Raw genomic sequence first — 16,292 nt, 5'->3', positions numbered from 1 at the left:
ACATCGCCTGAAACGCGTCGCATCGAACTTGATTTGGCGACATGTGTCAGTGAATGGGGCTTTCCTCGCGCTCGAGGAAGAGCTCCAGATTGTCGAGGCCGATTTCGGTACCCTGGAGGCGGGCGCCGTTGTCGGCGTAGCCGTCGAGGAAGACCACCTGTTCGGTGAAAACCATTTTGGTCCCGCCGGGTTCGGCTTCGAAGGCGACGGTTGTGAGGGAGGCGGAGATGCGGGTTTCGCCGAGCTTCATCTCATAGGCATAGATGATGCGGGCATTGGGCACGATATCGATGTAGTGGGCATCATAGGCGTGCAGAAGGCCGTCGGTATCGGCGACGTAGTTCCTCTCCGTGCCGCCGGGGCGGAAATCGAGACCATAGTCCAGCGCCTGCCACTCGCCGTGGCAGGCGAACCATTGGCGTTTGGCCTCCGGTGCCGACCAGGCGCGGAAGACGCGAGCGACTGGCGCCTTCAGGTGACGCTCGATGACGAGAGTGGCGTGTTCGGCGGATGGCGTCGTCATTCGGGAAGGCTCTCCGTTTCATTGCCGAGAAATTGATCCAGCCTGTCGAAGGTGCTCGTCCAGCGGATCTTTCGCTGTTCTACCCAGCGCTCGACGGCAGCAAGCGCATCCTGTTGCAGGCGGTAGGTTCGCACCCGGCCGGTTTTTTCGGAGAGCACGAGGCCGCTCTCCTCCAACACTTGCAGATGTTTCATCACCGTCGGCAAGGCAACGGCGAGCGGCGCGGCCAGTTCGGTGACGGAGGCCGGGCCGCGGCCGAGACGATCGATCATGCCGCGGCGGCTGCGATCGGAAAGCGCATGAAACATGCGGTCGAGATCCGCTTGGCTTTCGATCATCCCGCCGCATCCCGGAAGCGGGCGGGCAGCCTCTCTTTGTAGGGATAGAACTTGAAGTAGGGGCGGGCCTCGTTCAGCGCCCTTGCAAAGGACGGGCGCGCCAGCAGCCGATCGTAATAGGCGCGAAGGTTCGGCTGTTCCGGAGTGAAGGGGATCAGCGTCTCGGCATAGAAGAGCGCGGGGGCGGCGGCGCAATCGGCCATAGTGAAGCTGTCACCGGATATCCAGGGTTTGTCGGCGAGCTGCTTTTCGATCATCGAGTAAGCGGTGGCAAGCGTCGCCTTGGCGGCCGTGACCTCGATTTCGTCGGCCGTGCCCTCAGGACGCCGGAGATTGCTAACCAGCGTCTGCATCGGCGCCTGAACATAATGATCGAAGAAGCGATCCCAAAGGCGGACTTGCAGCGCCCGGTCGATCTCCAGGGGCAGCAGGCGAAGAGGCCCCGGATAATATTGCTCAAGATATTCGATGATGATCGATGTCTCGGGAATGGTGCTGTCGCGCGCCTCGTCCCGCAGCAGTGGCATCTTGCCGATCGGCCAGAAGCGGAAGAGATCGGCGCGCGAGCTTTCGTCGGAAAGATCGACGATGCGATTTTCGAAAGGGGTGCCGTTTTCATAAAGCGCGATCAGCACTTTGTGGCAGAAGGAGGCGAGCGGATGCCCATAAAGCACGAGCGACATGCGGCGACCTTTCCTATCGTTGCGGTAAACTTTACCGATCGACTAACTATCAGGTCATGGCGCATCATGCAACAGATACTTCGCCAACTGCGAAACTATTCCGTCAGGCGAATATCAGGTGCATTAGCTTCAGCCGATATATCGGGCGATCACCAGATGGCCTGGTGTCGGCCGGCCGTCTTCCATGCGCACATTGATATCCGATATCTCGACGAGTTCGAAACCGGTGGCCGTCAGGCGTTCTCTCACATAGGCGTCGGCATGGGCGAAGCGCTGGTGCGGGCCGACCATATAGGCACGGCCGGCGAGTATTTCCTCGGGCAGGGTTTCCGAGGAGAAGATGAACAGGCCGCCCGGTGTCAGGTTCTCGGCGGCGCCGAAGAATAGCGGTTCGAGCGCGCCGAGATAGGGCAGCACGTCGGTGGCGGAGATGATGTCGAAGGCTTCCTCGTCGTTGTCGTCGAGAAAATCCTCGACCTCGGCGACGAAGAGTGTTTCGTAGAGGTCCTTCTCATGGGCGATCTCGACCATCTTCTCAGATATGTCGATGCCGGTCATATCGGCGCAGAGGTCGCGCAGCGCGCCGCCGGTGAGGCCTGTGCCACAGCCGAGATCGAGCAGCCGCTTGAACGGTCCGAGCTTCAGCGCCTGCAGGCGCTGGCGCACCAGCATCGGCACGTGATAGCCGAGCTGCTCGACGAGCACGTCCTCGAAAACCTCGGCATGCTGGTCGAACAAGGTCTCGACATAGGCGTCGGGCGCCTTGACCGGCGTTTCGCCGCGGCCCATCGCGGCAATGCGCACGGCCGCACCGCCGTGATCGTCGGGATCGATTGCCAGGACTTCCTCATAGGCTGCAACGGCCGCGTCGACATCACCGGCCTTTTCCAGCGCCAGCGCGCGGTTATAGGCCTCGCCAAGGGCTTCTTCGTCGATCTTCTTTGCCATCGCAGTCCATCGTCCTTTTGTTTCACGCATGCGTCTAAGGCGGCTTTCGATGTTTTGCAATGGTGCGCTTGCGGGCGCAGAATGGCCGAAAAGAAGACGAAGGGAGGAACGAGCCATGAAAATGGAGGAAGACAGGACGTCATTGGTACGGGAAGGAGAGGACGCACGGCCTTTGCTGCCAAGTACTCCAAGCGAGGTTACCAACACGCTCATTCATTATTACCGCGGTGAACTCGGACGGATGACAAGTTGGCGCGACCGCATCGACCGGACCTCCAACTGGGCGATCACCGTGGTCGCAGCACTGCTTTCGGTCTCGCTGTCGACGCCGACTTCGCATCACGGAGTGCTGCTGTTCGGGATGATGCTGGTGACGCTGCTGCTGATGATCGAGGCGCGGCGCTACCGCTTCTTCGATATCTACCGCGCCCGCATTCGCCAGATTGAGCGCTGCTATTTCGCCGAGATTCTGGCGCCGGAGGCCGGGGCCGGCGGCGAATGGGCGATGGTGGTCGCCCGCAGCCTGCGCAAACCGCGCTTCCTGCTCAGCTATCAGGAGGCGATGCACCGCCGGCTCAAACGCAATTACGGCTGGATGTATTTCATCCTGTTGCTCGCCTGGTGCCTGAAGATCTCGACGCCGAAACTGCAGACGGAGGGCATGCCGGCGCTGCAGGCGCAGTCATGGGCCTATGTCATCGACAATGCCGTGCTCGGGCCGGTTCCCGGCCTTGCGGTCATTGCCATTGTCGTCGCCTTCTATCTCGGCATGCTCGGTTTCGCGCTTCGCCCGGATCGCGACGAAGGCGAATTCGGCCATGGCGAGGCGCATGTCTGACGCGGTCAGAACATGCCGCCCGAACCGTTCACACTTTTCGGCATCCTGCTGCAGAGCCGATCAGTGCAGGATGAACTCGCCCTTCAGCGCCCGCCACTCGGTTGCCGAGATCAGCTTGCGGTGGATGTAGCGCACCGAATGCAGCGGCCCGTCGAGCTTCTCTTCCCAGAATTTCAGGAAGCCGCGCATTTCGGGAAAATCGGGGGCGAGGTCGTAGTCCTGCCAGACATAGGTCTGCAGGATCGCCGGGTGGTCCGGCAGGTGGTAGAGGATCTGGGCGGTCGTCAGACCGTAGCCCTGCAATTGTTTTTCCATGTCCTTGTGCATCGCATTCCACTTCTTCTTGTTCCCACTCGCGCGCTTATTAGCGCTACGTGATATGGAAACATGCGAGTGGTTAATGAAATCTTTACAGATACTTCATAAAAGGACAATTTATTTTTTATATCAATTACTTGGCAGCATCGTGCCGAGAGTGCTGCCAAGTCGGCTTTGTCTCATGCATGCCGTTATCCCAAAACTGCGACACGCGTTTCGGCGTCACGCATCAGCGCTTGAGATGCCGGGTCAGGCGGCGTTCGATCCAGGCCCAGAGATGGCGTAAGGCCTCGACGATGACGAGATAGAAGATCGCCGCCCAGAGATAGGTCTGGTAGTCGAAGGTGCGGGAGAAGGCGTAGCGGGTTTCGCCCATCAGGTCGAGCACAGTGATGATGGCGACGACCGCCGAGCCCTTGATCAGAAGGATGATCTCGTTGCCATAAGGACGAAGCGCGACGATGAGAGCCTGTGGCAGGATGATTTTGCGGAAAGCGATGAACTTGTGGATGCCGAGTGCGGCAGCCGCCTCGTGCTGGCCATGCGACACGCTTTCGATCGCGCCGCGCAGGATTTCCGCCTGGTAGGCCGCGGTATTGATGGTCATGGCAAAGAGGCCGCAATACCAGGCATCGCGGAAGAACCACCAGATGCCGACGGCCTCAAGCTGCGGCCGGAATATGCCGAGGCCGTAATAGACCAGGAACAGTTGGGCAAGCAGCGGCGTGCCGCGGAAGAAATAGATGTAGCCGTAGGCCAGCGCATTCAGTACCCGGTTCTTCGACATGCGCGCCACGGCAAGCGGCAGCGACAGGATGGCGCCGCAGATGACGGAAATGAAAACGAGGCTCAGCGTTATCCAGAGACCATGGAGGTAGCGCGGCCCGTAACGGGTGAATTTTTCCGGATCCCAGCCATTGACGACGGAAAAGACAAGAAGCGCTGCGAGCAGAGCCCAGACCGCGACGAAGATATAGCCGGCCATGCGCGCCGGCGTCATCGGCTTCATCACCTCGCGGGGCGCGGGCTGCGGTGGGATCAGCGTTTCGGCATAGCTCATCGACTGATCTCCGAACGCTTGGCCCAACGCTCGACATAGACGAGCAGGAAGGAGGAGAGGATGGCGAGCACCAGATAGAGGCAACAGGCCAGGCCATAGAAGAAGAAGGGTTCCTTGGTCACGCGCACGGCGACACTCGTCTGGCGAAGGATATCGGCAAGGCTGATGATCGAGACGTAGGAGGTGTCTTTCAGCAGCACCATCCAGAGGTTCGTCAGGCCCGGCAGCGCGATGCGCACGAGTTGCGGCAGGATGACCAGGCGCAGCGTGCGGCCGCGATGCAGGCCAAGCGCGTCTCCCGCCTCATATTGTCCCTTGGGGATGGCGCGGAAGGCCGAGAGTAGCACTTCCGAACAGTAGGCCGAGAAGACGACCGAAAGCGCGATGACACCGGCGAGGAAGGCATTGATCTCGACCGGCGGCCCGTCATAGCCGACGAAGGTCAGCAGAGACTGAATGAGCATCTGCATGCCGTAATAGATGATGAAGAGCGTCAGAAGCTCCGGCAGACCGCGGAAGATCGTCGTGTAGATGCCGGCCGCCAGCCGCAGCGACTTCTCCTCCGACTGCTGACCGAGCGCCACCAGGAAACCGATGGCAAGGCCAATCGGCAGGGTGACGATCGCCACCGAAACGGTGATCTGCAGGCCAAGCGCGATCTCGTCGCCCCAACCGGTATCGCCACAGCTAAGAATCGTCGACGGCGCCAGCCAAGTGAAGATGCCAACGGGTCCGCACAGCGGATCGAAGATGTGCACAATCCAGCTCCAGAAGGAGCCCAGCGCGGAAAATAATCCGCCCATGCGAGAATTCCCCTCACGGCTTTTGCCGTTTTAATCTTGCCATCTTTGTCAAACAAAAATGGCGGAAGAGCAAGCCTTCCGCCATTACCTTCATCGGCCAGATAACGAATTTCTTATTCGCCGTAAACGTCGAAGTCGAAGTACTTGTCCTGGATCTTCTTGTATTCGCCGCTGGCGCGGATCGCAGCGATCGCCGTGTTCAGCTTTTCCTTCAGCGGGTCGCCCTTGCGGATGGCAATGCCTGCGCCGTTGCCGTTGATTTCCTTGTCGACCGGCAGGGTCGTCAGAATCTTGCAGCAGGCGCCAGCGTCGGACTTCACCCATTCGGAGAGAACGACGACGTCGTCGATGACGGCGTCGACGCGGCCGCTGGCAACGTCAAGCTTGTATTCGTCAGCGGTCGGATAGAGCTTCAGCTCAGTGTCGGCGAGATGTTTCTCGGCATAGTTGGCATGCGTCGTGGAAGTCTGCGCGCCGATCACCTTGCCCTTGAGGCCGGCGACATCCGTGATCGTCGAATCCTTCGGCACGGCAATGGCCGGCGGGGTGTTGTAGTACTTGTTGGAGAAGTCGACGAGCTTCAGGCGCTCCGGCGTGATCGACATGGAGGAAACGATCATGTCGAATTTCTTGGCGTTGAGCGCCGGGATGATGCCGTCCCAGTCTGTGCTGACGAAGGAGCATTCGGCCTTCATTTCAGCGCAGAGCGCCTTGGTGATGTCGATGTCGAAGCCCTGGATTGTGCCACTGGCATCAACGAATTCGAAGGGCGGATAGGTCGAATCGGTGCCGATCACATATTTCTCGCCATCGGCCATGGCCGAGCCGGCAAAAAGGGACATCGCCGCGATCGAGGCTGCCGCGAAAATACGGGTAGGATTAAGCATGAGGATCCTCTCTGTTGGTAGCCGCCGCTCCTTTTTCTCTTGGGCTGACGGCCGCAGTTCAACGGTGCTGAGACCGCCTTGCGTCGATAATCAGACTTTTTTTGATAGAATTGCAACACAAATCCCATCGCAATTGGGCGGTGCAAATAGCGGGCGAGATGAACGTCGGCAGACTGCAACATTCACGCGAGGTTAATCCCGACCTCCCTAGAACCGGAACAAATCGGCGGCTCGGCGATTGCCATTCCGCCGTTTCGCCTCAATGCGAAGCTAGGGGCGGAACCAGGGCCTTGCGGCCTTCAAGAAGCTCAAACAGGATCGAGGAAACCCGATGGGCATGAAATCAAGATTGTTCGCGAGCGCGGCTTTTCCGCTGCTTTCTCTTTCGCTGGCGCTGCAGCCGGCATCGGCGATGGCGGCCGTACGCGACGTTGCGACGCAGGCTGCGGCCGTGCGGCAGGTCGAGCCGGGCAGCTTCGAGGTGGCGCAGGATGCGCCTTCCGAGGAGGAGTTGCTGAAGAAGAAAAAGCACAAAGAACAGGGGGAAGCCCCGGCCGAACAGGCGCCGGCCGCCGAGAAGCCGGCGCAGCAGGAAGCGCCGGCAGAAAAGCCGAAGGCCGAGCGGAAGGAAGCGCCTGAACCCAAGGCAGAGCCGGAAGCGCCGAAGGCGGAGGCACCGAAGGAGGTGCCCGCGGAGCAGCCTGAAAGCAAGCCCGAGCGGAAAGCCAAACAGCAGGCCCAGCCGGAGGCCGCGCCGCAGCAGCAAGAGCAGCCGGTAACGCAGGAAAAGCCGAAGAAGCCGAAGAAGCAGGAGACGCAGCAGGCCGAGCCGGAGGCTCAGCCGCAGCCCGAACAGCAGCCGGCAGCAAAGGAAGCTCAGCCGGAAAAGGAACAGGCAAAACCTGAAGCCAAGCCGGAAGGCGGCAAGCGGGAGAAGGGGCAGGATAGGGCCCAAGGCAAAGATAAAGGTAGGGGCAAGGCTGAGACTGCCGCTCCCGAGGCGGTGACACCGACCGAAGAACAGGCCAAGCCCGAAGCCAAGCCAGAGGTGAACCCCGCAGCCGAGGCGCCTGCCAAGCAGAAGCCGACAAAGGGCGAGACTGCAGCACCTGCAGAAAATGCCCCTGCGGCTAAGACGACCGAAGACAAGGCGGCAGCACCGGAAGCCGCGCCGGCCGAGAAGCCGAAGGACGGCACGGCGGCAAAGCCTGCCGGCGAACAGCCCGCCGGCGCACAGCCAGCCGCGCCCGCCACTGACACTGCTCAGCCGCAACCGGATGCCAGCGGCGGCCAGCAGGTGGAGCAGGCCATTCCAGCACCGGAAAAGGCTTCTCCCGAGGAGCTGGAGCGCCGCAAGAAGATCGCCGCAGATCCGGCCAAGAGCAACGAAACCGTCGTGCTGCCGGTGGAGAACGGCGCAGCCGTTCTCGACAGCGACAAGGATGCCGATCGCAGCAGGGGCCGCGAAGGCCGCCGCGACCGCGACAGGCAGCGCGCCGACAGCCAGGAAGTGAAGGTGCCGACCTCAGATGCCGATGCGCAGGCTGCCACCGGCGGCCAGGCGACGGCGCCGGTAAAGCTCGAGGCGGTGACCCGCGAGAAGGGCAGGAAGCTCGATGAGCGGCCGCAATTCGTCCGTCCCGATGGCGCGCGCTTCGACGACCGTGGCGACGACAGCCGTGTGATCATCCAGTACGACAACAGGACGATCGTGCGCGGCGACGACGACAGACGTTTCCTACGCGACGGCGAACGGCCGAGCTACGAGGAGCTCTCCGGTGACCGCTACCGCGAGACGATAACCCGGCCGGAAGGCTATCGCATCGTGACGATCCGCAACCGCTATGGCGACATCATCCAGCGGTCGCGTGTCGATGCCCGCGGACGTGAGGACGTGCTCTATTATTCGCAGGACCTCTATGACGATCCGGACCGCGACTATTTCGAGGATCCGGGCGCCGACCTGCCGCCGATGCGGCTGCGCGTACCGCTCAGCGACTACATCATCGACACCCGCAGCGACCCGAACCGGGACTATTACGAGTTCCTGAGCGAGCCGCCGGTCGAGCCGGTGGAACGCGTCTATTCGCTGGATGAGGTGAAGTATTCGGCTCGTATCCGCGACAAGGTGCGCCGCATCGACCTCGACACGATCACCTTCGCGACCGGCAGCGCCGACATTCCGATGACCCAGGCGCGCACGTTGCGCAAGGTCGCCGATGCGATCAGCCAGGTGCTCGAGAAGGATCCGAGCGAGACCTTCCTGATCGAGGGTCATACGGATGCTGTCGGCTCAGACCAGAGTAACCTCATCCTCTCCGACCAGCGGGCGGAATCCGTCGCCAACGTGCTCACCGACGTCTACGGCATCGCGCCGGAGAACCTTGCGACGCAGGGTTATGGTGAGCACTACCTCAAGGTCAACACGTCTGCCCCTGAGCAGGAAAACCGCCGCGTCACCATCCGCCGCGTCACGGCACTGGTCCGCCCGGTCGCTGCCAACAAGTGATGCTATGGGTGCCCCTCTCCATTCTTGGGGAGGGGCATTCCGGATCCCTCATTCTCCGTAGGGGATCCAGATATTCTTCACATCCACAGCGCGGCGAAGATACAGCGCGCCTTCGGCAGCGGCTCTGTCCATCCAGTCCGTCGCCTTGCCGTTGTCCACCAAGGTTCGCTTGAGATTGCCCGAAGACAGCTTCTCCACCGTCGTCGAAAGTTCCGCGGAGCCGAAGGCCCACAACGCATCAACGTCATTGTGCGCGGCAAGGATCTTTGCCAGTTCGATCGCCGACCCGGTGACGATATTGACGACACCGGCGGGCACATCCGACGTTTCCAGAACGGAATAGAAATCCGTGGCCGAAAGCGGGAAGGGCTCGCTCGGCACCGCGACGACACGATTGCCGGTGGCAATCAACGGCGCAACCAGACTGATAAAGCCGAGCAGCGGCGCTTCCGGCGGGCAAATGACGCCAACGACGCCGATGGCTTCCGGCACGGCCAGAGCTACGCCGCGAAGCGGCGGCTGGTGAATGCTGCCTTCATATTTGTCCGCCCAGGCTGCGTAGGTGAAGAGACGCGAAATCGCGGCGTCGACCTCGGCGTTTGCATTGGCGGCGGAAGCTCCGGTCATCGCTGTTATCCGCGAGGCGAACTCGTCGGCGCGACCACTGAGGTTCTCGGCGATGTAGTAGAGAATCTGGGCGCGGTTATGCGTGGTCGCATTCGACCAGGCGGAGGCGGCCTGTGCGGCAACCACTGCATTGCGGATGTCCTTGCGGTTGCCTTCGCCGACCTCACCGATCGCCTTGCCCTTGGGGGAGGTGATGACACGGGAATAATTGCCGTCCGGGCGCGCCTGCTTGCCACCGATGAAGAGCTTTGCCGTCCGGTCGATACTGGGCAGGGCAAAATCGCCGGCAACCGGCTTCACCTGCGAAAGGGCGGGCATTGCTGCTCGCGCCTTGCGGCCGACCCAAGCCTTCGGCTTCAGATATTCGTAGCAACCTTCCCGTCCGCCTTCGCGGCCGAATCCGGATTCGCGCTTGCCGCCAAAACCGACGGCGGCATCGAAAAGATTGGTGGCATTCACCCAGACCACGCCGGCTGCGAGCTTTGCCGCAACGTTCAACGCCAAGCCGATCGTCTCGCTCCAGACGCTGGCGGCGAGGCCGTAGCGGGTGTGATTGGCAAGCTGGATAGCCTCTTCCGGTGTGCGGAAAGTCATGGAGACCGCAACCGGCCCGAAGATTTCCTCGGTCGCGACGATAGAGGTCGGCTGCACGCCGCTGAGAAGCGTCGGCGGGTAGAAGCTGCCGCCCTTCGGCAGGTCGATCTTAGCCTGATGCAGTGTCGCTCCTTCTGAAACTCCCTTTTTCACCAGCGCTTCAATACGCGTCAACTGCACGGGCGCGATGATCGCACCCATATCGATGCACTTGTCCAAAGGCTCACCGACCCGCAATGTCTGCATGCGGCGCTTCAGCCGCTCATGGAAAAGATCGGCAATGCCTTCCTGGACCAGAAGCCGCGAGCCGGCACAGCAGACCTGTCCCTGGTTGAACCAGATCGCATCGACGACGCCTTCCACGGCGCCGTCGATATCGGCGTCGTCAAAAACGACGAAAGGTGACTTGCCGCCGAGTTCCAGCGTCAACGATTTGCCGCTACCTGCGGTACGCTCGCGAATAACGCGCCCGACTTCGGTCGATCCGGTAAAGGCAATTTTGTCGATATCCTCATGCCCGACGAGCAGCGCGCCTGTTTCGCCTTCTCCCGTCACGATATTGAGCACACCCTGCGGAAGGCCCGCTGCGGATGCCAGTTCGGCAAAGAGAAGCGCCGTCAGCGACGTGTATTCGGCAGGCTTCAGGATGACGGCGTTGCCGAGCGCCAAAGCCGGCGCCACTTTCCAGGCCAGCATCAGGAATGGGAAATTCCACGGGATGATCTGGCCGACGACGCCCACCGGCACATGATCGGCAAATTCCGTGTCCTGGATTTGCGCCCATCCGGCGTGATGATAGAAATGACGGGCTGCCAGCGGCACGTCGAGATCGCGGGTCTCGCGGATCGGCTTGCCGTTGTCGATAGCCTCGACCACAGCAATCAGACGCGCATGGCGCTGGATCATCCGGGCAAGCGCATAGAGATGGCGCGCCCGCGCGTGGCCCGGCAGGCGCGCCCATGACGCCTGTGCCTTGCGGGCCGCAGCAACCGCATTGTCCACATCCGCCGCGCCGCCGTTCGCGAGCTTCGCCAGGACCTTGCCGGTGGCCGGCTCGAACGTGTCGAAGTTCTTGCCCGACGCGGAGGCCACGAACGCGCCATTGATGAAGTGACCGAAACCGGAAGCGTGGCGCGCTAGCCAGTCGCGAGCTTCGATATCGGATTCAGGGGCAGGGCCGTAGGACATTTCGTCGAAATACTTTGCAACAGTCATCTGGATCATCCAATCGGGTGTCTGTTGAGGGCCGAATAGGCACCGGTGACGTGATGCTCCAGCTGCCGCTCGATATCCGCAAGCAAGCTCGATGCACCGATGCGGAAGAGATCAGACTCCAGCCACTCGCGCCCCAGTTCGTCCTTCATCAGGAACTGGTAGTTCAACACGTCTTTCGCCGCGGAAATGCCACCGGCCGGCTTGTAGCCGATCTTGATGCCGGTGCGCTCCTGATAGGCGCGGATCGCCCGCAGCATGGTCAATGTCACGGCCAGCGTCGCATTGACGCCTTCCTTGCCGGTTGAGGTCTTGATGAAATCGGCTCCCGCCATCATGCAGACCAGCGAGGCCTTGGCGACATTGCGGAGCGTCTTCAGGTCGCCGGTCGCTAGAATGGCCTTGACATGCGCATTACCGCAGGCGGCGCGATATTCTTGCATTTCCTCGTAGAGTGCTGTCCAGTTGCCGGTCAGCACATGCTCGCGGGTGATGACGATGTCGATTTCTTTCGCGCCATCGGCAACCGACGCCTCGATTTCCTTGACCTTGAGGTAGTGCGGGCTGAGACCGGCAGGGAACCCGGTCGAAACCGCGGCGACCGGAATGCCGGAATCTCCAAGCGCCTCGACGGCCGTTGCAACAAAACGATGGTAGACGCAGATGGCGCCGGTGGTGATCGAACGGCCGCTCATGCCAAGCGAATCCAGAATGTCGGCGCGTATCGGATTCATCGCCTTCGCGCACAACCGTTTGACGCGCTCGGGGGTATCGTCGCCGTTCAATGTCGTCAGATCGATGCAGGTCACCGCCTTCAGGAGCCAAGCTGCCTGTGCGTCCTTTTTGACGGTGCGGCGTCCGGGAAGCGAGGCTATGCGGCGCTCGGCGGCAGACAGGTTGACCCGGGTGTCAAGGACCCACGACAGATCGAGTTCCATACCCGTATTGCGCGGCCGGTTATGGGTGCCGTCCGGCGATCGCGAAGGGGCTCCATGATGCGTCGCGTTTGCCGCATTGTGAACAGCAACGGTTTCCAAATAGAATCCTCCCGGTCAGAGCGTGAAGGTCTTGTTGCATCCGTGCAGATGCACGCAGCGGAAGCTTCACAACTGGCTAAAATGTGATTTTCTTTTCATTGCTTGTTAGGTTTGCATCACTGTCCTACCGCGTCAAGTTTAGATTTCGACAGACGCCGAAAAAATGCGGATTTCTCAGTCGAAGTCGTTCATACCGTTTTCGGTGATGACCACATCGAACGACTTCATGTCGCTGAAAAAGGCTGGTTTCAACTTGCCGATTTTGCTGCTGTCGGCGAGAAGAATATTCTTTCGTGCCCGAGACATCGCCTTTTTCTTGATTTCCGCTTCGTGAAAATGCGCGCAGGTCGCGCCACGCCGGGCATCGACACCGGCTGCAGAAAGAAATGCCACGTTGATCACAAGCTGGTCGAGCATTTCCAGCCCCGAGGCACCGGAAAAGCTCGCCGATGCGGGGTGGTAAAGACCACCGAGCATAACAAGGCGAACGTTTGGTTTTCGCGTTAGACGATCGGCGACATTCATGGCGTAGCAGATCGCCGTTATGTGAATCCGGTCTGGGAGAAGATCGACCAGATAGGGTAAGGTGGTGCCACAATCGAAAAAGACCGTGTCATCATGGTGAATGTAATCAATGGCTTGTGTGCAAATTTGTCGTTTTGCAGCGGCATGACTGTCGGCGGCCCTGGAAATTTCATAAGGATCGTTTTCCGCTTCGACAGCCGGAACGATATGGCCGCCGAGAAACGCGAATTGGCCTGCGTTGGCGCTGACATCACGCCGAACCGTCATCTCCGAGACGCCCAGTATCTCGGCAGCATTCTTGATGTGCAGAATGCGATGTCGTGAAAGGGCCTCGGATAAGACTGCGATGCGCCGGCCCCTGCGACTATCCATATCGCATGTCTCCCTTATCGTTCACACTGCAATAGTGTTCTGATGAAAATTTAACAAGGGACTGCCATTCCCATCTGGTTTCTCCCTTGATCTACGATCCGGCATTTGCGCCGAGATACGGCTTCTGCACCGGACGGTTGCGCGCGACATGGAATATCGTCGCAATTTTATAGGGAAAGCCGTCAATTTGAAATGGGAATTCGTGACTTATTTTTCATTTTTTGATGAAATGGTCACAAAGTTGTATAGATGGTGCCGACTTCTGTTGCGGGGAGCGGGGTGACGACGAGAGCGACATTCTCGGCCGGCAGGGTCAACGGGGCGACTTCGTCACGCCTCTGGTCGGGTACCCTTCCGACCAGAGGCTTCATCCGCGCGACTGCTTAGGAACATTCCTGGCTGCGCGGGCTAATCGGCGGCTTTCCTTGCTGCCGTTTCGATCGCATCGGCAACCTTTTCCGGTTGGGAGGCGAAGACGGCGTGGCTGGCCTTGATCTCGGTCACGTCGCTTCCGGCACGTTTTGCCATGTCACGCTCGAGCTCGGGGTTGATGGAGCGATCCTCGGTAGCGACGATCGACCAGCTTTTCTTGGTCCGCCATGCCGGTTGGGTGATCTTGGCGGAGAATGCCTGCTTCGAGGCAAAGACCTGTGACTTTGCCATGAAAGCGGCTTCCGATTGCGGAAGGTCGGCTGCGAAATCCGCGGCGAAGGCGCCCGGATCGAGATAGAGATATTTGCCGTCCTTCGTTTCCCTTATATCCATGCTGCCGGCAGGCTTCGAGCTGGCGAGGCTGAGCAGACTTTCTCCCTTGTCGGGCTGGAACGCCGCGACATAGACGAGGCCCGCGACATTGGGATCATTGCCGGCTTCGGTGATGACCATGCCGCCATAGCTGTGGCCGACGAGCAGGGTCGGTCCTTCCTGCAGGTCGAGAACGCGCTTGGTCGCCGCCACATCGTCGTCGAGCGAGGTGATGGGCTGCTGGACGATGGTGACGTTGAAGCCGCGCTTTTGGAGAATGTCCGTCGCCTTGCGCCATCCAGAGCCGTCGGCCAGGGCGCCGTGGACGATCACGATGTTCTTGACCTCGGCAGCCTCTGCCGCGAATGCGATGGTGGTGGTGGCGAATGCGAGGGCTGCCGTGAAAGCAAGATGTCTGTTCATGACTATTACTCCTTTGGGTCGTGTTGATGATCGGGATATTGATGCGTCTCAGGTTCAGCCGAAGGTGAAGGCGTAGGCCTGCACACCAGGATCGAGGAAGCTGATCTCGAAGTTGCGAGCGGCGACCGTGCCGGATTGGCGGACGAGCTGGTAAAGCCTGGTCGCGGTCACCGTACCGTTGCCGTCTGCATCGATGTCTGCGCCGTGGTCAGGTCCTGGCGCCTTGCCGTCGATCTTCACCTGGAAGCGGATCGGCTTGCCGCCGGCGCCAGGCCCGAGAACGAGATGCAGATCGCGGGCGCTGAAGCGATAAGTGATGCCGCCGCCCGGCTGATCAAGCGTCGCCTGATCCCGGCCGACGGTCCAGGTTCCGGACAGGCCCCAGCCGTTGAGGCCGGGTTCGGCGATTGAGTAGTTATGCGGCGTGTCTGGCTGCAGCCCTTCCGGAGAGGCGAAGTTCGCCGCCTGTTCGTAGCCGAGATAGGTTTCGCCGGAGCGGATATTGCTGAGATCAGGACCTGCTTCCACGCCCTTGGCATCCGGCACGACCGGCGCAGTTGCCGCCGTTTGGCTGCCGGCTTCGCGCAGCAGGTCCTGAATGGCCTTTTCGGTCCTGTTGTAATTGCCTTCGCCAAAATGGTGGTAGCGGATCTGGCCTTTGGCATCGATCAGATAGGCAGCAGGCCAGTAGCTGTTTTCGAAGGCGCGCCAGATGCTGTAATCATTGTCGATCGCGACGGGATAGCCGATCTGGAAGTCGCCGATCGCCTTCTTGACGTTGTCGACCTTCTTCTCGAAGGCAAATTCCGGGGCGTGCACGCCGATCACCACGAGGCCCTGGTTCGCATATTTTTCCGCCCAGGCCCTGACATAAGGGATGGTGCGAATGCAGTTGATGCAGGAATAGGTCCAGAAGTCGACCAGCACGACCTTGCCGCGCAGTTGCTCTGATGTCAGCGGCTTGGAGTTCAGCCATTCGACCGCGCCGTCGAGTGAAGGCGCGTAACCTTCGACGGGCAGATCGCTGCGGAAGGGCTTCTTCGTATCGGCGGCTGCGATCACCATGTCTTTGCTCGCCACTTCGGAGGATGCGCCGCCCAAGGGCTTCGCATGCAGCCTGTCAAGCACGGCCTGTTCCAGGGACGCGGTGCTGGCATAGGAAATCCGCGCCAGCAGGCTGGTATCCAGTCCAAGCGCGATGACGGCGACACCCGCCAACACGGCAGCGCCGAGCACCTGGCGTATTCGGTCGCCGAGGCCGAGCGAGCGTTTCATGGCGGCGAAGAGCTTGCCGCCGACAAGCAGGGCGACGGCAAGCGAAGTTGCAGCACCAGCGGCATAGGCAATCAGCAGGAAGGTCGTTTGCAGATTGGCGCCCTGCAATGCAGCTCCAGTCAGCACAAGGCCGAGGATCGGACCGGCGCAGGGCGCCCAGAGCAGTCCGGTAGCGACGCCGAGAAGAAGCGCGCTCTTTACTGTCATGGTGCCGCGCCCGCCGCCGGTGGCGTTCATGATATTGTTGCCAAGGTCGACGATCGGCCGGGCAAGCGTGCTTGCGATGCGCGGTGAAAGCAGGCTTGCGCCAAAGAGGGCAAGCAGGACGATCGCAGCAAGCCGGCCATATTCATTGGCGCGAATGGCCCAACTGCCGCCGACTGCGGCAAGTGTGGCGACCAGCGCGAAGGTGGCGGCCATGCCCGCCAGCATCGGCAGCGTGCTTCTGACGAAAGGCTGTCCGGCGCGGGCGAAGACGAAGGGGAGGATGGGCAGGATACACGGGCTGAGGATCGTCAGCGCGCCCCCGAGATAGGCAATGATCAGAAGTGTCATCATCGTTTCCTTTGAAACCGA

Annotated in this window: 15 protein-coding genes; 2 read left to right on the top strand and 13 right to left on the bottom strand. The window is 60.7% G+C overall.

The features are described from left to right. Nucleotides 1-46 precede the first annotated feature (46 nt). The 4 genes from U5G49_RS11540 to U5G49_RS11525 form a co-directional block, all read right to left on the bottom strand. On the bottom strand, nucleotides 47-523 hold the full coding sequence (locus U5G49_RS11540; protein ID WP_018242332.1) for an SRPBCC family protein: 477 nt from the start codon (nucleotides 521-523) through the stop codon (nucleotides 47-49). Then, nucleotides 520-861: an ArsR/SmtB family transcription factor gene (locus U5G49_RS11535; protein WP_018242331.1), complete on the bottom strand. Its 342-nt coding sequence runs from the start codon at nucleotides 859-861 to the stop codon at nucleotides 520-522. Before U5G49_RS11535 ends, U5G49_RS11540 begins: the two co-directional genes overlap by 4 nt. Then, entirely contained in the window at nucleotides 858-1,544 is a 687-nt protein-coding gene (locus tag U5G49_RS11530) for a glutathione S-transferase family protein (protein ID WP_193445815.1), read from the bottom strand. Before U5G49_RS11530 ends, U5G49_RS11535 begins: the two co-directional genes overlap by 4 nt. 129 nt (nucleotides 1,545-1,673) lie before the next feature. After that, entirely contained in the window at nucleotides 1,674-2,492 is an 819-nt protein-coding gene (locus U5G49_RS11525) for a class I SAM-dependent DNA methyltransferase (RefSeq protein ID WP_193445814.1), read from the bottom strand. 115 nt (nucleotides 2,493-2,607) lie between these two features. Between U5G49_RS11525 and U5G49_RS11520 the strand changes: the two genes are divergently transcribed. Continuing rightward, complete coding sequence (locus U5G49_RS11520) at nucleotides 2,608-3,330, top strand: DUF2270 domain-containing protein (RefSeq protein WP_026230663.1); 723 nt, start codon at nucleotides 2,608-2,610, stop codon at nucleotides 3,328-3,330. 60 nt (nucleotides 3,331-3,390) lie between these two features. Here the strand turns inward: U5G49_RS11520 and U5G49_RS11515 are convergent, their stop codons facing one another. The 4 genes from U5G49_RS11515 to U5G49_RS11500 all read right to left on the bottom strand — a co-directional run bounded on the left by U5G49_RS11515 (nucleotide 3,391) and on the right by U5G49_RS11500 (nucleotide 6,398). Continuing rightward, nucleotides 3,391-3,657 (bottom strand): usg protein, encoded by a 267-nt coding sequence (locus U5G49_RS11515; RefSeq protein WP_018242327.1) that lies wholly within the window; start codon nucleotides 3,655-3,657, stop codon nucleotides 3,391-3,393. 220 nt (nucleotides 3,658-3,877) lie between these two features. Continuing rightward, nucleotides 3,878-4,708, bottom strand: coding sequence for an ABC transporter permease (locus U5G49_RS11510; RefSeq protein WP_018446398.1), 831 nt, complete (start codon nucleotides 4,706-4,708; stop codon nucleotides 3,878-3,880). Beyond that, complete coding sequence (locus U5G49_RS11505; protein ID WP_018242325.1) at nucleotides 4,705-5,511, bottom strand: ABC transporter permease; 807 nt, start codon at nucleotides 5,509-5,511, stop codon at nucleotides 4,705-4,707. Before U5G49_RS11505 ends, U5G49_RS11510 begins: the two co-directional genes overlap by 4 nt. A gap of 113 nt (nucleotides 5,512-5,624) precedes the next feature. After that, complete coding sequence (locus tag U5G49_RS11500; protein WP_018242324.1) at nucleotides 5,625-6,398, bottom strand: transporter substrate-binding domain-containing protein; 774 nt, start codon at nucleotides 6,396-6,398, stop codon at nucleotides 5,625-5,627. Between the two features lie 331 nt (nucleotides 6,399-6,729). Between U5G49_RS11500 and U5G49_RS11495 the strand changes: the two genes are divergently transcribed. Then, entirely contained in the window at nucleotides 6,730-8,907 is a 2,178-nt protein-coding gene (locus U5G49_RS11495) for an OmpA family protein (RefSeq protein WP_193445813.1), read from the top strand. Between the two features lie 48 nt (nucleotides 8,908-8,955). Here the strand turns inward: U5G49_RS11495 and U5G49_RS11490 are convergent, their stop codons facing one another. From U5G49_RS11490 to U5G49_RS11470, 5 genes are all read right to left on the bottom strand, one after another. Then, nucleotides 8,956-11,343, bottom strand: coding sequence for an aldehyde dehydrogenase family protein (locus tag U5G49_RS11490; protein WP_193445812.1), 2,388 nt, complete (start codon nucleotides 11,341-11,343; stop codon nucleotides 8,956-8,958). A gap of 5 nt (nucleotides 11,344-11,348) precedes the next feature. Further along, the gene (gene deoC, locus U5G49_RS11485; protein ID WP_193445811.1) at nucleotides 11,349-12,377 is read right to left on the bottom strand and encodes a deoxyribose-phosphate aldolase; all 1,029 of its coding nucleotides are present in this window, start codon (nucleotides 12,375-12,377) and stop codon (nucleotides 11,349-11,351) included. 174 nt (nucleotides 12,378-12,551) lie between these two features. Beyond that, nucleotides 12,552-13,274, bottom strand: a complete 723-nt coding sequence (locus U5G49_RS11480) for a DeoR family transcriptional regulator (protein WP_018446394.1) — start codon at nucleotides 13,272-13,274, stop codon at nucleotides 12,552-12,554. 408 nt (nucleotides 13,275-13,682) lie between these two features. Then, a complete protein-coding gene (locus U5G49_RS11475; protein ID WP_113542123.1) occupies nucleotides 13,683-14,441 on the bottom strand; it encodes an alpha/beta fold hydrolase in 759 nt (252 codons plus the stop codon). 54 nt (nucleotides 14,442-14,495) lie between these two features. After that, nucleotides 14,496-16,271 (bottom strand): cytochrome c biogenesis protein DipZ, encoded by a 1,776-nt coding sequence (locus tag U5G49_RS11470; protein ID WP_193445822.1) that lies wholly within the window; start codon nucleotides 16,269-16,271, stop codon nucleotides 14,496-14,498. Nucleotides 16,272-16,292 lie beyond the last annotated feature (21 nt).

The sequence above is a fragment of the Rhizobium indigoferae genome, from assembly GCF_034554815.1.
Classification (GTDB): domain Bacteria; phylum Pseudomonadota; class Alphaproteobacteria; order Rhizobiales; family Rhizobiaceae; genus Rhizobium; species Rhizobium leguminosarum.
The sequence above is the reverse complement of the archived record's forward strand: the minus strand, read 5'-3'. Positions and strand labels throughout refer to the sequence as shown.